Source organism: Embleya sp. NPDC001921 (assembly GCF_053594475.1).
The window spans coordinates 100,981-120,611 of record NZ_JBSFEO010000020.1; the positions used below are offsets into that span (position 1 = coordinate 100,981).

At 70.6% G+C, this 19,631-nt stretch carries 17 protein-coding genes; 14 read left to right on the plus strand and 3 right to left on the minus strand.

The window, feature by feature from the left end:
* Positions 1-322: 322 nt before the first annotated feature.
* From ACWCPW_RS23665 to ACWCPW_RS23685, 5 genes are all read left to right on the plus strand, one after another.
* Positions 323-1,966, plus strand: a complete 1,644-nt coding sequence (locus ACWCPW_RS23665; RefSeq protein ID WP_449763599.1) for a peptide ABC transporter substrate-binding protein — start codon at positions 323-325, stop codon at positions 1,964-1,966.
* Between the two features lie 158 nt (positions 1,967-2,124).
* Positions 2,125-3,054 (plus strand): ABC transporter permease, encoded by a 930-nt coding sequence (locus ACWCPW_RS23670; protein WP_395870467.1) that lies wholly within the window; start codon positions 2,125-2,127, stop codon positions 3,052-3,054.
* The gene (locus ACWCPW_RS23675) at positions 3,047-4,057 is read left to right on the plus strand and encodes an ABC transporter permease (protein ID WP_449763600.1); all 1,011 of its coding nucleotides are present in this window, start codon (positions 3,047-3,049) and stop codon (positions 4,055-4,057) included. The genes ACWCPW_RS23670 and ACWCPW_RS23675 overlap by 8 nt, the downstream gene beginning before the upstream one ends.
* A gap of 16 nt (positions 4,058-4,073) precedes the next feature.
* Complete coding sequence (locus tag ACWCPW_RS23680; protein WP_449763601.1) at positions 4,074-5,117, plus strand: ABC transporter ATP-binding protein; 1,044 nt, start codon at positions 4,074-4,076, stop codon at positions 5,115-5,117.
* On the plus strand, positions 5,110-6,192 hold the full coding sequence (locus ACWCPW_RS23685) for an ABC transporter ATP-binding protein (protein WP_449763602.1): 1,083 nt from the start codon (positions 5,110-5,112) through the stop codon (positions 6,190-6,192). The genes ACWCPW_RS23680 and ACWCPW_RS23685 overlap by 8 nt, the downstream gene beginning before the upstream one ends.
* Positions 6,193-6,270: 78 nt before the next feature.
* On the opposite strand, the gene ACWCPW_RS23690 is transcribed toward ACWCPW_RS23685, so the two are convergent.
* Complete coding sequence (locus ACWCPW_RS23690) at positions 6,271-8,412, minus strand: prolyl oligopeptidase family serine peptidase (protein WP_449763603.1); 2,142 nt, start codon at positions 8,410-8,412, stop codon at positions 6,271-6,273.
* A 206-nt stretch (positions 8,413-8,618) separates the two neighbouring features.
* Between ACWCPW_RS23690 and ACWCPW_RS23695 the strand changes: the two genes are divergently transcribed.
* The 5 genes from ACWCPW_RS23695 (at position 8,619) to ACWCPW_RS23715 (ending at position 14,105) form a co-directional block, all read left to right on the plus strand.
* Entirely contained in the window at positions 8,619-8,819 is a 201-nt protein-coding gene (locus tag ACWCPW_RS23695; RefSeq protein ID WP_449763604.1) for a DUF2304 domain-containing protein, read from the plus strand.
* A 128-nt stretch (positions 8,820-8,947) separates the two neighbouring features.
* Positions 8,948-9,568 carry a class I SAM-dependent methyltransferase gene (locus ACWCPW_RS23700; RefSeq protein ID WP_449763605.1) on the plus strand — a complete coding sequence of 207 codons (621 nt, stop codon included), beginning with the start codon at positions 8,948-8,950 and terminating at the stop codon, positions 9,566-9,568.
* A 59-nt stretch (positions 9,569-9,627) separates the two neighbouring features.
* Positions 9,628-10,527: an N-acetyl-1-D-myo-inositol-2-amino-2-deoxy-alpha-D-glucopyranoside deacetylase gene (mshB, locus tag ACWCPW_RS23705; RefSeq protein WP_449763606.1), complete on the plus strand. Its 900-nt coding sequence runs from the start codon at positions 9,628-9,630 to the stop codon at positions 10,525-10,527.
* Between the two features lie 10 nt (positions 10,528-10,537).
* Positions 10,538-10,930, plus strand: coding sequence for a DUF6113 family protein (locus ACWCPW_RS23710; RefSeq protein WP_395870483.1), 393 nt, complete (start codon positions 10,538-10,540; stop codon positions 10,928-10,930).
* 355 nt (positions 10,931-11,285) lie between these two features.
* Complete coding sequence (locus ACWCPW_RS23715) at positions 11,286-14,105, plus strand: VanW family protein (RefSeq protein ID WP_449763607.1); 2,820 nt, start codon at positions 11,286-11,288, stop codon at positions 14,103-14,105.
* A gap of 212 nt (positions 14,106-14,317) precedes the next feature.
* Here the strand turns inward: ACWCPW_RS23715 and ACWCPW_RS23720 are convergent, their stop codons facing one another.
* Positions 14,318-15,037 carry a hypothetical protein gene (locus ACWCPW_RS23720; RefSeq protein ID WP_449763608.1) on the minus strand — a complete coding sequence of 240 codons (720 nt, stop codon included), beginning with the start codon at positions 15,035-15,037 and terminating at the stop codon, positions 14,318-14,320.
* Between the two features lie 92 nt (positions 15,038-15,129).
* Here ACWCPW_RS23720 and ACWCPW_RS23725 point away from each other — a divergent pair, with 92 nt between their 5' ends.
* From ACWCPW_RS23725 to ACWCPW_RS23740, 4 genes are all read left to right on the plus strand, one after another.
* The gene (locus ACWCPW_RS23725) at positions 15,130-16,080 is read left to right on the plus strand and encodes an ABC transporter ATP-binding protein (RefSeq protein WP_449763609.1); all 951 of its coding nucleotides are present in this window, start codon (positions 15,130-15,132) and stop codon (positions 16,078-16,080) included.
* The gene (locus ACWCPW_RS23730) at positions 16,077-16,805 is read left to right on the plus strand and encodes an ABC transporter permease (RefSeq protein ID WP_449763610.1); all 729 of its coding nucleotides are present in this window, start codon (positions 16,077-16,079) and stop codon (positions 16,803-16,805) included. Before ACWCPW_RS23725 ends, ACWCPW_RS23730 begins: the two co-directional genes overlap by 4 nt.
* Before the next feature lie 65 nt (positions 16,806-16,870).
* Entirely contained in the window at positions 16,871-18,079 is a 1,209-nt protein-coding gene (locus tag ACWCPW_RS23735; protein WP_449763611.1) for a sensor histidine kinase, read from the plus strand.
* A gap of 10 nt (positions 18,080-18,089) precedes the next feature.
* Complete coding sequence (locus ACWCPW_RS23740) at positions 18,090-18,695, plus strand: response regulator transcription factor (protein ID WP_406296884.1); 606 nt, start codon at positions 18,090-18,092, stop codon at positions 18,693-18,695.
* Positions 18,696-18,727: 32 nt separating this feature from the next.
* Here ACWCPW_RS23740 and ACWCPW_RS23745 read toward each other — a convergent pair whose 3' ends face one another.
* Positions 18,728-19,480, minus strand: a complete 753-nt coding sequence (locus ACWCPW_RS23745; RefSeq protein WP_449763612.1) for a class I SAM-dependent methyltransferase — start codon at positions 19,478-19,480, stop codon at positions 18,728-18,730.
* Positions 19,481-19,631: the final 151 nt, after the last annotated feature.

The following is a 19,631-nucleotide window of genomic DNA, read 5'->3' on the forward strand; positions in this document are numbered from 1 at the left end:
GAGACGAGGTAGGGGCGTCGTATGGGTGTTCGTTCATCGGACTGTATGCTCCGGGCAGCGGTACATGGTGTCCGTTTGATACGGCTTCATTACTGGTCTCATATGTCTGGGTTTCGAGATTGATCACAGATTTACGTGATCAAACTGAAACCTGCAGGGGATTGGTCACAGCCAATCGGTGACGGATAGTGGATCCGCTTGTGCTCGGAACCTGGTCACGCGCTCGGGGGCGCCGACTCTACGAGCAGCTGTGACGGACGCTTCCCGGATGGGACGCCCCGTTGCACTTCACTTCGGTAGTGATTCCATGAGGAGGCAACCCATGCGCGGAACAACGCGCGTGAAGTGGGTCGTGGGTATGGCCGTTCTCGGCCTGGCCGCGACTGCGTGTGGCAGCAGCGATGACGACAAGGGCAGCAAGGGCGGCAGCGGGCTCCCCGCCGGCTACTACTCCGCCAGCAGCACCGAGCCGCAGAACCTGATTCAGCCGGCGAACTCGAACGAGACCGGTGGGTTCTACCCGCTGCAGCTCATGTTCCGCGGTCTGTACACCTACGACTCGAAGACCGGCCAGCCCGTGCCGGCCATGGCGCAGTCGGTGGACAGCCCGGACTCGACGAACTACACCGTGAAGCTCAAGCCCGGGTGGACCTTCCACAACGGCGAGCCGGTCACGGCGAAGTCCTTCGTCGACGCTTGGAACTGGGGCGCCAACTCCGAGAACAAGCAGATCAACTCGAGCTGGTTCGCCAAGATCGAGGGCTACGACGCGGTGCACCCGGAGAACGGTGCGCCGACGGCCAAGGAGATGTCGGGCCTGAAGGTGGTGGACGACAACACGTTCACCATCAAGCTCACCCAGGCCGTCTCGTCCTTCAAGGCGAGCCTCGGCTACGTGGTCTACTCGCCGCTGCCGCAGGAGTTCTTCAAGGACCCGAAGAAGTACGGCGAGGCGCCGATCGGCAACGGTCCGTTCCAGCTCGACACCGCCAACGGCGGCTGGAACCACAAGAAGTCGATCACCGTGAAGAAGTACGACAAGTACGTCGGTGACGACAAGCCGAAGTCGAACGGTGTGCGTCTGGAGATGTACACCACGTACGACGCCGCCTACACGGCGCTGCGCGACAACAAGCTCGACGTGATCGACCAGATCCCGACGGCGGCGGTCGGCAGCTTCAAGAAGGACCTGGGCGAGCGCGCGATCGAGGCCCCGCAGTTCTCGATCCAGAAGATCGGCTTCCCGCTGTACGACGCCGGCTGGGGCGCCCCGGGCAAGGAGAAGGTCCGTCAGGGCCTGTCCATGGCGATCGACCGGGCGAGCATCGTCAAGGCGATCTACAAGGGCGCCGAGCAGCCGGCGACCGACTGGCTGGCCCCGAACATCCCGGGTTACAGCAAGGACATCACCGGCGAGCTGACCAAGTACGACCCGGCCAAGGCCCGTGAGCTGGTCACGGCCGGCGGCGGCATCCCCGGTGGCAAGCTGACCATCGCCACCAACGCGGACGGCCCGCACAAGGAATGGGTCACCGCGGTCTGCAACAGCATCAACGAGTCGCTGAAGCAGCCGGGCGCCTGCGAGCCGAAGCTGTACCCCGAATTCAGCGTGGCGCGCAAGGACATCACCGACAAGAAGATGACCGGCGCGTACCGCACCGGCTGGCGTGCGGACTACCCGTTCCCGGACAACTTCCTCGCGGACGTCTACCTGACCGGTGCCGGCTCCAACGACTCGGGCTACTCCAGCCCGGTGTTCGACGACCTGGCCAAGCGCGCGATGGCCGCCCCGGACCAGAACGACGGCGTCAAGCTCTGGCAGCAGGCCGAGCAGCAGATGGCGAAGGACGTTCCGTCCATCCCGCTGTGGTACTACGTGACCAAGGCCGGCTCCTCGACCAAGGTCTCCAACGTCCAGTTCGACCCGTACGGCAACCCGGTCTTCACCGAGGTCACCGTCAAGTAGTGATCCGGACATGAACCGGCGCTGACATCGGTCCGGCCGCACCCCCCGGGTGCGGCCGGACCTTGCCGGTGGCGGCCGGACCGGCGACGTGCGATCCGCGGCGCCGGTTGCTGGTCCGATCCCTCGCTTCGGGCCGACGACGACAGCAGGAGGCTGGCATGGGGCGATATGTCGTACGGCGACTGCTCCAGATGATCCCGGTGTTCATCGGGACCACGTTCTTGATTTATTTCATGGTGTACCAGCTCGGTGGCGATCCCATCGCAGCCATGTTCGGCGACAAGGGTGCCGACCCTGTCTTCGTGCGCCAGATGCGGGAAGAGTTCCACCTGAACGACCCGCTGATCGTGCAGTACTGGTACTACATCACCGACCTGCTCCAGGGTGATTTCGGGACGAGCTTCAACGGCCGTCCCGTCGCGGACGAACTCAAGCGAGCCTTCCCGGTGTCGATCCGGCTCGCGATGATCGCATTCGCGATCGAGGTCGTCGTCGGTGTCGGCCTGGGCCTGCTGTCCGGCCTGCGCCGCGGCAAGTTCGTCGACACGCTCGTTCTCGCCGGCACGCTGGTGGTCATCTCGATCCCGGTCTTCGTGCTCGGCACCGTCGCCCAGTTCTGGCTGGGTTCGGAGTGGGGCATTTTCGAGGCCACCGCCACCGTGGGCGACGCGACCTGGAGTCAGCTCCTGTTGCCGGGCATCGTGCTCGGCTCACTTTCCTTGGCCTTCGTCGCCCGACTCACCCGGACCAGCGTCGCTGAGAACATGCGCGCCGACTACGTCCGGACCGCGACCGCCAAGGGTCTTCCGCGTCGGCGGGTGGTCACCCGCCACCTCCTGCGCAACTCGCTCATTCCCGTGGTGACGTTCCTCGGTGCGGATCTCGGCGCCCTGATGGCCGGCGCGATCGTGACCGAGGGCATCTTCAACGTCGACGGTGTCGGCCGCCTGATCTATCTCGCGGTCACCAAGCACGAGAGCGCGACAGTGGTCGGCGCGGTGGCGGCGCTGGTGATGATCTACCTGGTCATGAACCTGATCGTCGACCTGCTGTACGCCGTCCTGGACCCGAGGATCCGGTATGCCTGACATGAACAAGCAGCAGCGCGAACAACTGGGGATCAGCAGCGACGAGCAGCCCCAGTCCGCCATCGAGCTACCCGGAATGCTGCTCGCGGACGAAGAGGGCACGACCCTGGAGAAGCGCGGCGCCTACGCGGCGCCCGACGTGCAGGGACCGCAGGACAAGCCGCGCGGGGCCTGGGCCGAGGCGTGGCGCGAACTGCGCAACAGCCCGAGCTTCTACGTGTCGGGCGTGCTGCTGCTCTTCCTGGTGTTCATGGCTTGCTTCCCGGGCGTGTTCACGAACATCGACCCGCGGCACTGCCCGATCCTGGACACCAACAAGGACCCGTCCGGCGACCACTGGTTCGGCACCAACGTCCAGGGCTGCGACGTGTACGCGCGTACCGTCTACGGCGCCCGCGCCTCGATCATCGTCGGTGTGGCCACGACCGCGCTGATCGTGGTCATCGGCGGCCTCGTCGGTGCGCTGTCCGGCTACTTCGGCGGCTGGCTGGACACCATCCTGGCCCGCATCACCGACATCTTCTTCGGCATCCCGCTGCTGCTGGCCGCGCTCGTGTTCATGAGCTCGGTCAAGGACCGCACCGTGTGGACCGTGGTGACCGCGCTCGGTGTCTTCGGCTGGATGCAGATCGCGCGCATCATGCGCGGTTCGGTGATCACGGTGAAGAAGTCCGACTACGTGGTCGCCGCCAGGGCGCTCGGCGCCGGCACCCCGCGGATCCTGGGTCGGCACGTGCTGCCGAACGCGATCGCCCCGGTGATCGTGGTCGCGACCATCTCGCTCGGCACCTTCATCGCCACCGAGGCGACGCTGTCCTTCCTGGGCATCGGGCTGCCGCCCACCGAGATCTCGTGGGGCGCGGACATCAGCTCCGCGACCACCGCGCTGCGCGACTCGCCGTACCAGCTGATCTTCCCGTCGATCTTCCTCTCGGTCACGGTGTTCAGCTTCATCCTGCTCGGCGACGCGGTGCGCGACGCCCTCGACCCGAAGCTCCGCTGAGGGAGGGGACAGACAAGTGACGACGATCGACACGAAGAACAAGCCCGAGGGCTCGGGCTCGGCCGCCGCCGCGCCGCTGCTCGAAGTGGACAACCTCCACGTCGAGTTCCGCACCCGCGACGGCGTGGCCAAGGCGATCAACGGTGTCTCGTACGACGTCAGCGCCGGCGAGACGCTCGCGGTGCTCGGCGAGTCCGGCTCCGGCAAGTCGGTGACCGCGCAGACGATCATGGGCATCCTGGACATGCCGCCGGGGCATATCACCGGTGGTGAGATCCGCTTCCACGGCAAGGACATGCTCAAGATGTCCAAGGAGGAGCGCCGGAAGATCCGCGGCCAGAAGATCTCGATGATCTTCCAGGACGCGCTCTCCGCGCTCAACCCGGTGTACTCGGTCGGCTTCCAGCTCGCCGAGATGTTCACCGTGCACCGCGGGATGTCCAAGAAGGACGCCAAGCTCAAGTCCATCGAGTTGATGGACCAGGTGCGCATCCCGGCCGCCAAGGAGCGGGTGAACGACTACCCGCACCAGTTCTCCGGCGGTATGCGCCAGCGCATCATGATCGCGATGGCGCTCGCGCTGGACCCCGAGCTGATCATCGCGGACGAGCCGACCACGGCGCTGGACGTGACCGTGCAGGCGCAGGTGATGGACCTGCTCGCGGAACTCCAGCGCGAGCGCAACATGGGCCTGATCCTGATCACCCACGACCTCGGCGTGGTCGCCGACGTCGCGGACAAGATCGCGGTCATGTACGCGGGCCGGATCGTCGAGCAGGCGCCGGTGCGCGAGTTGTACCGGCAGCCGACCCACCCGTACACCAAGGGTCTGCTCGAGTCGATCCCGCGCCTGGACCACAAGGGTCGCGAGCTGTACGCGATCAAGGGCCTGCCGCCGAACCTGATGCGGATCCCGTCCGGCTGCGCGTTCAACCCGCGCTGCCCGTACGCGCAGGACGTGTGTCGCAGCGAGGTTCCGCCGCTGCACGAGATCTCGGTCGGGCGTGGCAGCGCTTGCCACTTCTGGGAGACCGTGATGGAGGGAGAAGTCCGTGGCTGAGTCCGCGAGCGGCGCGACCGCCGCCGATGTGCGCAAGGTCGTCAAGCCGGTGGCCCAGGGCGAGCCGATCCTTCAGGTGCGGGGGCTGGTCAAGCACTTCCCGATCACCCAGGGCATCCTCTTCCAGAAGAAGATCGGCGCCGTCAAGGCCGTCGACGGCGTCACCTTCGACCTGATGAAGGGCGAGACCCTGGGTCTGGTCGGCGAGTCGGGTTGTGGCAAGTCGACGGTGGCCCGACTCCTGATGAACCTGGAGTCGATCACCGCCGGCAGCGTCCTGTACAAGGGCGACGACCTGGCGAAGCTGTCCGGTCGCGCGCTCAAGGCGGTGCGCCGCAACATCCAGATGGTCTTCCAGGACCCGTACACCTCGCTGAACCCGCGGATGACGGTGGCCGACATCGTCGGCGAGCCGTACGACATCCACCCGGAGGTCGCGCCCAGGGGCGACCGCAAGCGGCGGGTCCAGGAACTGCTGGACCTGGTGGGTCTGAACCCGGAGCACATCAACCGGTATCCGCACCAGTTCTCCGGCGGTCAGCGCCAGCGCATCGGGATCGCCCGCGGCCTCGCGCTCAACCCGGAGATCATCATCGCGGACGAGCCGGTCTCCGCGCTGGACGTGTCGGTGCAGGCGCAGGTGGTCAACCTGCTGGAGAAGTTGCAGAACGAACTGGGTCTGTCCTACCTGTTCATCGCGCACGACCTCTCCGTGGTGCGGCACATCTCGGACCGCGTCGCGGTGATGTACCTCGGGCGGATCGCCGAGATCGGCACCGACGCGCAGATCTACGACCACCCGACGCACCCGTACACCCAGGCGCTGTTGTCCGCGGTGCCGGTGCCGGACCCGGACGGCCGCGAGCACCGCGAGCGGATCATCCTCACCGGTGACGTGCCCTCGCCGGCGAACCCGCCGTCGGGCTGCCGGTTCCGCACCCGCTGCTGGAAGGCGCAGGACATCTGCGCCGAGCAGGAGCCGTTGCTGGAGATCCGCAAGGGCCTCTCCGGCCTGGGCGCGCACGACAGCGCGTGCCACTTCGCCGAGGAGAAGGACATCGTCGGCGCGTCCTGAACCGCGCACCGACCCGACAGTGCCCGCCGTTCCCGATCGGGAACGGCGGGCACTGTCGGGTGTCCGGGCGGCTTCGGGTCAGCCGTCGCCGTCGGTCGCCGGACGCGCCAGGGCGCGGCGCAGGAAGTCGACCTGGAGGAGCAGGAGGTTCTCGGCGACCTGCTCCTGCGATGTCATGTGGGTGACCCCGGACAGCGGCAGCACCTCGTGCGGGTAGCCCGCCGCGAGGAGCGCGCCGCTCAGCCGCAGGGTGTGCGCCGCGACCACGTTGTCGTCGGCGAGGCCGTGCACCAGCATCAGCGGGCGGCGGGTCGCCGCCACTTCGCCCGGCTCGGTCCCCGAGACCAGCGAGTTCTCGCGGTACACCTCGGGCCGTTCGCTCGGCAGGCCGAGATAGCGCTCGGTGTAGTGCGTGTCGTACAGCGCCCAGTCGGTGACCGGCGCGCCGGCGACCGCCGCGTGGAAGACGTCCGGGCGGCGCAGCACGGCCAGCGCCGCCAGGTAGCCGCCGTAGGACCAGCCCCGGATGCCCACCCGCGTGGTGTCCAGCCAGGGCCGCTCGGCGGCGACCGCCCGCAGCGCGTCCACCTGGTCCTGGAGGGTGGTCGGGCCGAGGTCGAGGTGGACCGACTTCTCCCACTCGGGGGAGTGCCCGGGGGTGCCCCGGCCGTCCGCGACGAGCACCGCGAAGCCTTGGTCGGCGAACCACTGCGAGGTCAGGTGCGGGTTGCGCGCGGCGAGCACGCGCGGGCCGTGCGGGCCGCCGTACGGGTCCATCAGGACCGGCAGCCGCTCGCCGGAGGCGGGGTCGAACCCGGTCGGCAGGAGCAGCGCGCACGGGATCTCGCGGGCCCCGGCGCGGAGCAGCTCGACCCGGGCGGTGAGCACCGGGGTGGCCGCGTGCGAGGCGACCTCGGCGAGTTCGGCGCCGTCCCGGTGCACGGTGACCCGGGTGCCGAAGCGGTCCAGCGAGGCGGACAACAACACCGTGGTGTCGCCGGAGCGCACCGCGCTGTGCCAGCCGGGCTCGGTGCTCACCCGGGTGACCCCGTCGGCGGCGACCCGGTACACGTGCACCTCGCCGATCTCGGCGGCGCTCGCGTCGGTGCCGGCCGACGCGGTGATCAGCACGTCCTCGTCGGCGATGTCCAGGATCGTGCGGACGAACAGGCGCCGGTCGGTCAGCTCCTTGTCCGCGACCACCACGCGGCGCGCGCCGTCGGCGTCGACCAGCCGGACCAGCCGGCCGTCCGGCGTCCACGCGGGTACGCCGGGGACCAGGTCGATCCACACGTCGTCGGTCTCGGTGTGCAGCTCGCGGGTGGTTCCCGAGGCGACGTCCACGGCCAGGGTGAGCAGCCGCTTCTGGTCGCGCGGCTGCACGCTCAGCAGCGGGTCGCCGCCGGCCGACCAGTGCACGCTCGCGAGGTAGGGGTACGCGTCGTGGTCCCAGCCCAGTTCGGTGCGGGTGCCGTCCAGAGTGATCAGCCACGCGCCGACCTCGGCGTTGGCGGTGCCGGCGGCCGGATAGGCGACCCGGGTCGGCGCGGCGGCGGGGTTCGCGGGGTCGCCGATCCACCAGCGGTCCACCGGAGCGTCGTCGGCGCGCGCGGCGATCAGCGCGGAGCCGTCGGGGGCCCACCAGTAGCCCCGGAACCGGGACATCTCCTCGGCGGCGATGAACTCGGCCAGACCCCACGTGACGCCGTCGCCGTCCGGTTCGGCCAGCGCGACGTCGAGCGAGCCGTCGGCGGTCACCACGCGCAGCGCGCCGCCGGCCACGTAGGCGATGTGCGTGCCGGTGGGGGAGGGCCGCGGATCGATCACCGGGCCGGGCACGGCCAGCTCGCGCGGGGCCTCGCCGGTGGCGAGGGAGACCGCGAACAGCCGGCCCGAAAGGGTGAAAGCGGCCAGGTCGCCCGCACTGTCGAGCGCGTAGCCGACGATGCCGGCCGCCCCCTCGCGACTGCGTTCGCGCCGGGCCCGCTCCTCGGCGGAAAGGTCCTCGGCGGCGCCGCCGAGCAGGACCGCGGGATCGGCCACCAAGCGCTCGACGCCGGTGAGCGGATCCAGCGTCCACAGGCACGTGGTGGAGTCGTCGGCGGCCTTGGACCGCAGGAATGTGATCCGGCGGTCGGCGATGCCGAAGCCGCGCGGAGCGCCTTGGGTGAAGCGCTGCGTGCGGGCGTATTGCCGGGGAAATGTGATCTCCGAGCTCATGCGCCACAGCGTACGGGGCGGTGACGGCGGGAGGAGGGGAGACCGAGGGAGAGTGCGCACGGCCGTACGAACACCACCTCGCGCCCGCTGAACGAGTGAACGCCGTTCGTGACCGTTGGCTTACAGTCTGTGTGTAGACATGTCCCTTTGGGTCCTATGGCCGGTTTCCCCGAGTCGGCCCCGGACCCCCTGCGCACAGGAGGTGCGTGACTGTGGTGGTGTCCGTCTCCGCCGTGCTGCTGCTCGGTGTCACCGTGGTCTTCCTCGTCCGGAAGTCCTCCCTCCGGCCCGTTCACGCGATCGTCTGCGCGTTGCTCGGCTTCTATCTGTCGACGACGTCCATGGCCCCCTCGATCCGGGACGCGGGCATGAGCTTCGCGGGAGTGGTGAACGGCATCCACTTCTGACCCGGTCGCGAGATCGATCTTCGACGCGCCCCGTTTCCCGACGGCGCCTCGTCGGCGCGGGCCCGGGGGCGCTCCCGGTGCGGCACATCGCGGTGGTGGGTTCGGCGGGCTTTGTAGGCTCGTCTGCCATGACCAATCGATGGCTGGCCAATACCGGTGGCACCCGAGGGCCCGAGTACGCCGAGCGGTTTCGCAGGCTCGCCGCCGAAGGGCGGGACCTGCACGGCGAGGCGCGGTTCTGCGACGAGCTGCTGGACGAGCCCGCGCGCGTGCTGGACGCGGGCTGCGGGACGGGGCGCGTCGCGATCGAGTTGGCCCGGCAGGGCCACGAGGTGGTCGGCGTCGACCTGGACGCCTCGATGCTGGCCGAGGCGGAGGCCGCCGCTCCCGGGCTGACCTGGGTGCTCGACGACCTCGCCGATCTGGAGCCGCGGCCGCTCGGCGGACGCGGGAGCTTCGACCTGGTGGTGGCCGCGGGCAACGTGATGATCTTCCTGACCCCGGGTACCGAGGCCGAGGTCGTGCGCGGGCTGGCCGCGATGTTGCGGCCGGGCGGCGTGCTGGTCGCCGGCTTCAGCCTGGCGGGCGGCCCCGACGGGGTCGGCGCGACGCTCGGCGTCGACGAGTACGAGGCCGCGTGCGCGGCGGCCGGGCTGGTCCGGCGCACCCGGTACGCCGGGTGGGCGCGCGAGCCGTGGATCGAGGGCGGCGACTATCTGGTCGCCGTGCACGCGATGCCGACCGGCTGACCCGCGACCGCGGGGGTCGCCCCCCGGGCACGTCGGTTCGGCTGCGTAGGCTGTCGAACATGACCGAACGCACCGAGGCCCCGCTGCGGCTGTTGCTCGTGCACGCCCATCCGGACGACGAAGTGATCAACAACGGCGCTTCCATGGCGCGCTACGCGGCGGAGGGCGTGCACGTCACGCTCGTCACCTGCACACTCGGCGAGGAGGGCGAGATCCTGGTCCCCGAGCTGGCCCACCTGGCCGCCGACCGCGAGGACGCGCTCGGGCCGCATCGGATGACCGAGATCGCCGATTCGATGAAGGTGCTCGGCATCGCCGACCAGCGCTTCCTGGGCGGTCCGGGGCGCTACCGCGACTCCGGGATGATGGGCGTGCCGAGCAACGAGCGGTCCGACTGCTTCTGGCAGGCCGACGTCGACGAGGCCGCCGCGCACCTGGTGCCGGTGATCCGCGAGGTGCGCCCGCAGGTGCTCGCCACCTACGACGAGCGCGGCGGCTACGGTCACCCGGACCACATCCAGGCGCACCGGGTGGCCCTGCGCGCCGCCGAGTTGGCCGCCGACCCGACCCACGCCGAGGGCGAGGGCGAGTCCTGGACGATCGCGAAGATCTACTACAACGTGATGCCCCGGTCGGTGCTCAAGGCGGGCATCGAGCGCATGGTGGAGGCCGGCCAGGAGGTGCCCTTCACGGTCGTCGAGGTCGACGAGCTGCCGTTCGCGGTGGACGACGACCAGGTCACCACGGCCGTGGACGCGGGCGAGTACGTGGGCGCGAAATTCGACGCGCTGCGGGCCTACCCCACCCAGGTCTCGGTCGAGGACGGCTTTTTCGCGCTGTCCAACAACATCGGCCAGAGCATCATGTCGGTCGAGCACTATCGACTGGTCCGCGGCGACCTCGGGCCCACCGGCCCGGACGGCCGTGAGGACGACCTGTTCGCCGGACTGCGCCCGTAAGGTAGCCCTCGTGCCACAGAAAGCCGGCCGCGTCGCGGCATACGTCGTGCTGTTCCTGCTCGGCGTGGTGATCGCCTTCATCGGGGCGTTCACCCAGGCGGCCTACCCGCCCGCCGGACTGATCGTCGCGCTCGCGGGCAGCGGCGCCCTGTTCGTCGCGGGCGGTTCGCTGTTCAAGGCGAAGGCCGGGGCCGTGGTGCCGGTGGCGGGCTGGATGTTGACCGTATTGTGGCTGGCGAGCTGGACCAAGCCGGAAGGCGACTGGATCTTCGTCAGCGGGTTCCTGTCCTACATCTACCTGCTCGGTGGCACCATCTTCGGTGTCGCCTCGGCCACCTACCCCTGGGGCGGCATCAAACCCGTCCTTCTTTCGGGTGAATCGGTGAAGACGCATACGAGGTGAGGCCCTTGCGCGGCCATGCTTGCCGACGGCGCGTGTCATGCGGCACGCGACGATGCGGGGTACCGGTGCGGCGGGAGCGCAGTATTGTGTTTGCCGAGGTGCGGTGCGTGTCATGCCCTGTCCACAGGGCCGTCGCGACCGACTCCTCTAGCCCGTCGTACCGGGCAACCTCGGTGGCCGAGTTCGTCCACTCGCCTTCGATGGGGAGCAGGAAAACCCTCGAAGGCGGTGTCACGACCCGCACGCGGCGTGTGTCAACGCACCGTCGTCGCACTTTCCTGGATACCGTCCGACCCCGGGCGGGGGCGGCCGTGCGCCGCCACGCAACCTTCAGCTGTCGGAGAGCTCGTTCTTCGTGAGTAACGACCAGCCCCCCACGCCCGACGACCCGGGCGCGCAGCCGCGCCGCGACGACCTCGGCGGTGATCCGCATCCGTTCTTCGGACGGGTCGGCCGGCAGTCGCAGGCAGCGCCCGCTGCCCGCGAGCGATCCGTCGCGCCCGCGTCGTCCCCCCATCCATCCCCCGATCCGTTCGGGGACGACGACGAGTTCGCGTCGTGGTTCGACGACGAACCGCCCCGGCCCGCGCCCGTCGCGGGGCCGCCTGGTGGCTCGTCGTGGCCCAGCGCGGACGACGATGTGCCACCGGTCGCGGAGTCGCCTCGGCACGCGGCCCCGCAGTTGGGACCCAACGGCCTGCCCCAGCGTGTTCCCGGCGCCTCGGGAGCCAGGAGCCTGACGGCCGACGGGACGGGCGCACCCGGCCCCGTGCCGTTCTCGGACGGGCCGCCGCCGTTCGTGCCGGCGCAGCCCGGACAGCCGCCGGCCCAACCCCGACCGGCGGCACAACCGGGATCGGGCATGCCGGCCGGCCACACGGGCGAGCCCGGCCCGGGCGCGCCCGGTGCCGGCCTGGACGACGCCGGCTACGGCCCGCCGCCCGGGACCGAACCGGTCGTCCACCCGGTCGAGCCGGCCGCGGCGCCGGCCGAGAGCGGCGCGCTGCCCTCGCGGGTGGGTCGCCGCCGACTGATCGCCGGCTTCGGCACGCCCGAGGCGGCGCCGGCCCCGGTCGCGCCGACCGAGGAGGCGGACGCCGAGTCGGGCGACCAGACCATGACCACCCGGGTCAGCATCAAGATCCCCGGGTCGCGGCCGATCCCGCCGGTGGTGCTGCGCGGCCAGGCCCCGCTGCCCTCGCAGGAGGCGCCGCGGTGGACCCGGGACGGCGAGGGCGAGGGACCGTACGAGTACCAGACCCGGCAGGAACAGGACGCCGCCGAGCACGGGTTCCCGCAGTACGGCACCACCGACGCGCACGCGACGGAGACCGGCGCGGGACACCCCGACGACCCCGGGGAGCACCGTGAGGAAGCGCGGCCGGCCCCGGCGCGACCCGCGCGGCGCAAGCCGAAGGCGCTGATCGCGTGCGCGGCCGGGCTCGCCGTCCTCGGCGGGGTGTACGGCGCGTCGCTGGCCTATGCCGGTGGCGGGGTGCCTCGCGGCACCTCCGTGCTGGGCGTCAACATCGGCGGCCAGTCCCGGGACGAGGCGGTCCGTACACTCGAACAAAAGCTCGGTGACCGCACCACCAAGCCGATAAAGCTCACCCTGGGGGGCAAGCAACTGGAGCTCTCCCCGGCGGTGGCCGGACTGCTCCTGGACGCCCGGGCGACGGTCAGCGAGGCGTCGAAGGGCGGGATGAACCCGCTGACCTCGGTGCCCGCGATGTTCGGCAAGACCCGGGAGACGGCGCCGCGTACGGTGGTGGACCCGGTCAAGCTGGGTGCCGAGCTGGAGGCGCTCGCCGCCGAGGCCGGTGGCGCGCAGACGGACGGCGGGATCTCGTTCGCGGGCGGTCAGGCCGCGGCGGTGGCCCCGAGCAAGGGCAAGGTGCTGGACACCCCCGCCGCGATCAAGCTGGTCGAGGCGGCCTTCCTGCGCGGCACCGGTCCGGTCGAACTGCCCACCAAGGCCGCCGACCCGAAGGTCAACCAGGCCGAAGTGGACCGTGCCATGCGCGAGTTCGCGGTGCCCGCGATGTCCGGACCGGTCACCCTGACGGCCGGCAACAAGAGCCAGAAGCTGACCCCGGCCGTGCTCGCCAAGTACCTCACGATGGTCCCGGACGGCAGCGGCAGGCTGCAGCCCAAGATCGACGTGAACGGGTTGCAGGACGAACTGGGGCAGACCTTCTCCTCGGTCGGCGAGAAGCCGAAGAACGCCACGTTCAAGGTCGAGGGCAAGTTGGCGGCCGGGGCCAAGGTGTCCGTGGTGCCGTCCGTGGCGGGCAAGGGCGTCTCCGGCGCGACCGCGGCCGACGCGCTGCTGTCGGTGCTGGCCAAGACCGGCGCGGCGCGGACCGCGAAGGTCAACCTGGGCCCGATCGAGCCCGAACTGACCACCGAGGCCGCCAACAAGCTCGGCATCACCGAGGTGATGTCGACCTACACGACGAACTACCCGTACGCCGCGTACCGGTTGACCAACATCCACCGGGCCGCCGACCTGATCACCGGCTCGGTGATCAAGCCCGGCGACACCTGGAGCCTGAACAAGACGGTCGGCGAGCGCACCGCGGAGAACGGCTTCGCCAAGGGCACGATCATCAACAACGGGCGCTTCCAGACCGACTTCGGCGGCGGCGTCTCGCAGGTGGCCACGACGACCTTCAACGCGGTGTTCTTCGCCGGGCTCAAGGACGTCATGCACCGCCCGCACAGCTTCTGGATCGACCGCTACCCGGCCGGCCGCGAGGCCACCGTGGCGTGGCCCTCGCTCGACCTGAAATTCCAGAACGACTCCGGGAAGAACGTCTATTTGGAGTCCACGTACACCGACTCCACGGTGACCGTGACGCTGCTCGGGACACGCAAGTACAGCGACATCAAGGCCGAACCCGGCACCAAGTACGACGTGGTCAAGCCCAAGTCGGTGGTCGACAAGTCGGCCGGCTGCGTGGAGCAGGCCGCGTCCGACGGGTTCAAGATCGACGTGACCCGGGTGTTCTTCCAGGGCGGCAAGGAGACCGCGCGGGAGAAGTTCCACACCAAGTACGACCCGGCGGACAAGATCACCTGTGATCGCACCGGCGGCGGCGAGGGCGAGGGGCAGGGCCGCACCGCGGACTCGCCGCCGGCGGGCGGGCTGCCGGTGCGCGCCTCCGACGACTGACCGACCGAACGAGGACCGACCGGGCGAGGACCGACCGGCGGGTCGTCGCCGGACCCGGGGGTCCGGACACGCGCGGCACACGCCGGACGGGCTCGACGAGCCCGTCCGGCGTCGTGTCGTCCGGGGCGGGATCGTCGCCGGGCGGACTCGGTCCAGGGACGGAGCGGGCCCCGGGCGGGATCGGGTCCGGGTCGGTTCGGGCCCGGGCCGGTTCAGTCCCTGGGGCGACCCACGTCTCGGGACAGGTCCAGGGCCAGGAAGCGGTCCACGTGCGCCAGTGCCTCGAATCGCGCGCCCGGTGCGAACCCCTGGTCGCGGGACAGCTCGACCAGGAGCCGCAGCGCCGTGCGGGTGTCCAGGTCGTCGTCGAGCGCGGCGTGGATCGACCCGATCGCCTCGGCCGGCATCGCCTGGGACGGGGATTCGGCGAACTCCGCCGTCCGGGCCCGCAACTCGGCGAGCGTGCGCTCGGCCTCGACCACGCCGTGGTAGCCCTTCGCGTCCGCGCGCAGGGGCTGGTCCGCGGCCAGCGTGAGCAGGAGCAGGCGCAGCGCGAGCGGGTCCCGGGGGTGCGGGACGGGGTGCCGATTCGCCGCCTCGACCACCGCCGACGGATGCAGCACGTGCACCCGGGCCCGCGGGCCCTGATCGCCGTTCTCCCCGATGTACAGGTCGATCGCGCCGTCCGGTTGCCCGGTGGTGGGCACCGGCATGTTGTACCGCCCGTAGCCCGCCGCGTCCGCGACCAGGGTCCGGTACGGCAGTTGATGGATCGTCACGGTCAACCGGTGTCGGCCCGCGACCCGGCGGAAGGTGTCGGCGAGGATCGCCGCGCGCAGTGAGCGGCTCGGATACGCCACGCGCACCCGTCGGCCGATCGAGGTGGTCACGGTCTCGGACTTGCCGGTCTGGGAATCGGTCAGTCGCACCATGGCGCCCACCGTAGGCGCCCATGACATCTGTCATGGCGCGATCAGGAGGTTTCCCACTTCGTCGTGTCCACGCCTTCGGCCAGGCTGAAGCCATGAAGATCACGGCTGGGGAACAGACGACCGCGCCGGCCGTCGCGCTGAGCGGCGTGCGCAAGCGCTTCGGTGACGTGCACGCGGTGGCCGGGCTCGACCTGGAGCTGCGCCAGGGCGAGACGGTCGCGCTGCTGGGGCCCAACGGGGCGGGCAAGTCGACCACGCTCGACCTGCTGCTGGGCCTGAGTCGGCCCACCGAGGGCACGGTCGCGCTGTTCGGCGCCGACCCGCGCGAGGCGATCCGCCGCGGCCGGGTCGGCGCGATGCTCCAGACCGGCGGCCTGATGCCGGACGTGACCGTCGGCGAGATGGTCGACCTGGCCCGCGACCTGCACCCGCGCCCGTTGCCGCGGGCGGAGGTGCTGCGCCGCGCGGGCATCGAGGACCTGGTCGGCAAGGACGTCGGCAAGCTCTCCGGCGGGCAGGCCCAGCGGGTGCGGTTCGCGGTCGCCATCGCGGGCGAGGTGGATCTGATCGTGCTGGACGAGCCGACCACCGGGATGGACGTGGACAGCCGGCAGCGGTTCTGGGTGAGCATGCGCGAGCAGGCCGAGCTGGGCCGCACCGTGCTGTTCGCGACGCACTATCTGGAAGAGGCGGACAACGTCGCCGACCGGGTGCTCGTGCTGCACCGGGGCAGGTTGCTCGCCGACGCGAGCGCCGCGCAGATCAAGGCCCGCGCGGGACTGCGCCGGATCGCCTTCGACCTGGACGCACCGGTCGAGCGGTACGAGCCCACGCTGCGCGCGCTGCCCGGCGTCGAGCACCTCGAACTGGGCGGCGGCACGGTGCGCATCCGCAGCGCCGACGCGGACGAGACGGTCGCCGCGATCTACGCCGCGGGCCTTCGGCCGCGCGGACTCGAAGTGGCCGGACTCGGCCTGGAGCAGGCGTTCCTGGCGATCACCCAACAGGCGGACGAGGCGGAAGGCATGGAGATCGCGTCATGAAGACCCTGATGAGGCTGGAGATCCTGCGGATGGTGCGCAACCGCCGGTACCTGATCTTCACGCTCGCCTACCCGGTCGCGATGTACCTGATCTTCGGCAGCCAATCCGGCGACGTCGACGGCACCGACGTCTCCGCCTACATCATGGTGTCGATGGCCTCCTTCGGCGCGGTCGGCGCGACGCTCAGCGCGGGCGTGCAGCGGATCGCGGCGGAACGGCAGAGCGGGTGGACCCGGCAACTGCGGCTGACCACGCTGACCGGGCGCCAGTACGTGATCTCCAAGCTCGTGTCCGCCTCGGTGGTCGGCCTGCCCGCGATCGTGCTGGTGCTGTTCACCGGTTTCCTGCGCGGTGTGCGGCTGGACCCGTGGCAGTGGGGCGTGATCGTGCTCGCGCTGTGGTTCGGCTCGTTCGTGTTCGCGGTGCTGGGGATCGGGCTGGGCTATCTGGTCGCGCCCGACTCGGCGCAGCCGATGTTCATGCTGGTCTACCTGGGCATGGCGGTGCTCGGCGGGATGTGGGTGCCGCTGACCGGGTTCCCGCGGTTCCTGCAGGACATCGGACACGTGATGCCCACCTACCGATTGGGCCAACTCGGCTGGGAGGTGCTGGGCGGACACCACCCCCGGGTGTCGGACGTCCTGGTGCTGGCCGGCTATCTGGTCGCGTTCACCGCGCTGGCGGCCTGGCGCTACCGTCGCGACGAGCAGAAGGTCGCGGCCTGATCCGGGACCGCTCGCAAAGTGAGGTCTCGTGCACGACGGGACCGTTCGTACGGAGGGCGCACGACATGGACTGGTCGGACCCGACGCGGCAGGACAGCGCGCGAGGGCGGGCGATCCGGATGTCGTGGTCGCTGCTGTGGTTGTTCTTCCTCACCCCGGTCGTGCACGACCTGGCGACCGGGGACTACGGGCCGGTACGACTCGCGGTGGGCGCGTTCGGCCTGCTGGTGGTGGTGGTCTGCTACGTGTCGCTGGTGTTCGGCGGGGTCGGCTGGTTCGGGCTGTTCGGGCGGGTGGAGGGCGCGCTGCGCAAGGCGCTGGACAGCGATCGCAGCCAACAACTGACCTGCCTGGTGTTGTGGGCGACCGCGGTCGCGCTGATCCTGACCTTCGACGACGCGTGGCTGGGCCTGATGGTCTACGTGTCGGTGTCGGTCGGCGCCGGGCTGCGCTTCCCGCGGTCGATGTGGGCGATCCTGGGCTGTGTGCTGAGCGGGCTCGTGCTCGGCCTGGTGCTGGACGCGCCCGGGAACGACATGCTCGCGCTCGCGTTCGTCACGGTGCTCACCGGCGGCCTGATGATCGGGGTGCGCCGACTGCTGGAGACGCTGGCCGAGCTGCGCGAGGCCCGGGAGATCGTGGCCCAGCTCTCGGCCAACGAGGAACGCCTGCGGATGGCCCGCGACCTGCACGACGTGCTGGGCCACTCGTTGTCCCTGATCACGCTCAAGAGCGAGCTGGCCGGCCGGTTCCTGCCGGGGCACGTCGAGCGCGCGGCCGAACAGGTCGCGGACATCGAGCGGGTCAGCCGGCAGGCGCTGGTGGACGTACGTGAGGCGGTCGGCGGGTATCGGCGGCCGACCTTCGCGGTCGAGCTGGCGGGTGCCCGGATCGCCGCCCGGGCGGTGGGCATCGAGCTGATCCAGCTCCCGGAGCAGTGGCCGGTGTGCCCGGACCCGGAGGCCGAGGCCGTGCTCTCGTGGGCGCTGCGCGAGGCGGTGACCAACACGGTGCGGCACAGCGGTGCGCGACGCTGCACGGTGGCGCTGGGCACGGGCCCGGTGTGGAGCCTGGACGTCACCGACGACGGGCGGGGTGCGGCGGGCCGCGAGGGCAACGGGCTGACCGGGCTGCGCGAGCGGTTCGCGGCGGCCGACGGCACCATCGACGTGGGCGTTCCCGAGGGCGGCAAGGGCTTTGTATTGACCGCTTCGGTCCCGGTGCTTCCCGGTAAGGACGAGGAGGGGCGGATCGATCCCGGGGCGAACCGCTAACGTTCGGCCGGTGATCAACGTTCTGCTCGCCGAGGACCAGGCCATGGTGCGCGAGGCACTCGCCGCGCTGCTGGGCCTGGAGGGGGACATCCGCGTCGTCGCCCAGGTCGCGCGCGGTGACGAGGTGGTCGAGGCGGTCCGGACGAGTGCGGCGGACGTGGCCCTGCTGGACATCGAGATGCCCGGTCAGGACGGCCTGGCCGCCGCCGCCGACCTGCGTCGGGCGCTGCCCGGGTGCCGGATCGTCATGCTGACCACGTTCGGCCGGCCCGGCTACCTGCGCCGCGCGATGGAGCTGGGCGCGGACGCGTTCCTGGTCAAGGACGCGCCCGCGGCCCAACTGGCCGACGCCATCCGGCGGGTGCTGCGCGGCGAGCGGGTGATCGACCCCACGCTCGCGGCCACCGCGCTCTCGGTCGGCGCCGATCCGCTGACCGAGCGCGAACGCGACGTGTTGCGCGCGGCGGCGGACGGTTCGACCGTGTCCGAGATCGCGTCGCGGTTGCACCTGTCCGAGGGCACCGTGCGCAATCACCTGTCCTCGTGCATCGGCAAGACGCACGCCCGCAACCGCGCGGACGCGGTCCGCATCGCGCACGAGAACGGCTGGTTGTGAGCGGCCGACCGTGAGCCTCCGGTGCCGGCGGGTCAGGCCCTGACCGCGACGAAGCGCAGTCGCACGTAGTCCGCGTACCACGTGCCCTCGCGCGACTGCCGCTCGCGCACCAGCTCGTTCACGCGGGCCAACAGCGGCTCGTGGGAGGCTTCGGGGAAGTGGGCGAGGGTGCCCGGCCCGAACATTCGCCACCAGTCGGCCGCGGTGTCGCCGGGGGCCAGTGGCGTGGGACGGTCGAAGTACCGCAGCAGGCGCACCTCGAAGCCGGCCCGCTCCAGCCGCCCGGCCTGCTCGGCCGGGCTCGGGAAGTACCACGGCAACACCGGTTCGCCCAGGCCCTGTTCGGCGGCGGCCGTGCGCAGGCCCCGGATCAGCGTGGCCACGTTGCGGCCGCCGCCCTGCTCGGCGACGAAGACGCCGCCCGGGCGCAGCGCGGCGTGCACGCGGGCGAGCACCTCGTCGGGACGGGTCATCCAGTGCAGCGCCGCGTTGGAGAAGACCTTGTCCACCGGCTCGGTCCGGGTGAAGGTGTGGCCGTCGGCGACGTCGAAGCCCACCCCGGTCCCGGCGTGCTTGGCCCGCGCGGCCCGGATCATCCGCGCGTCGGCGTCGATTCCGTGCACCCGCGCGCCCGTTCCGGCGATCTCGACGGCGAGGTCGCCGGTGCCGCAGCCCAGATCCAGGATCGACTCGTCCGGCCGGGGCGCGAGCAGATCGATCATGGAGCGTCCATGTGCCGAGACGAAGCCGAAGTTGCTGTCGTACGTTGTGGCATCCCAGTCCATGCCTTGCAATCTATGACTTGTATCCAGAGTTCGATACTCATATCTCATACTCTGAGACAAAAGATCTTTCTTGTGGATCACGCGCACGAGATCGATGGGACGCGGGCCCGAAGGCCGGTAGAGTCCTCGTGCCCGGCGGCCCGAGTGCCGC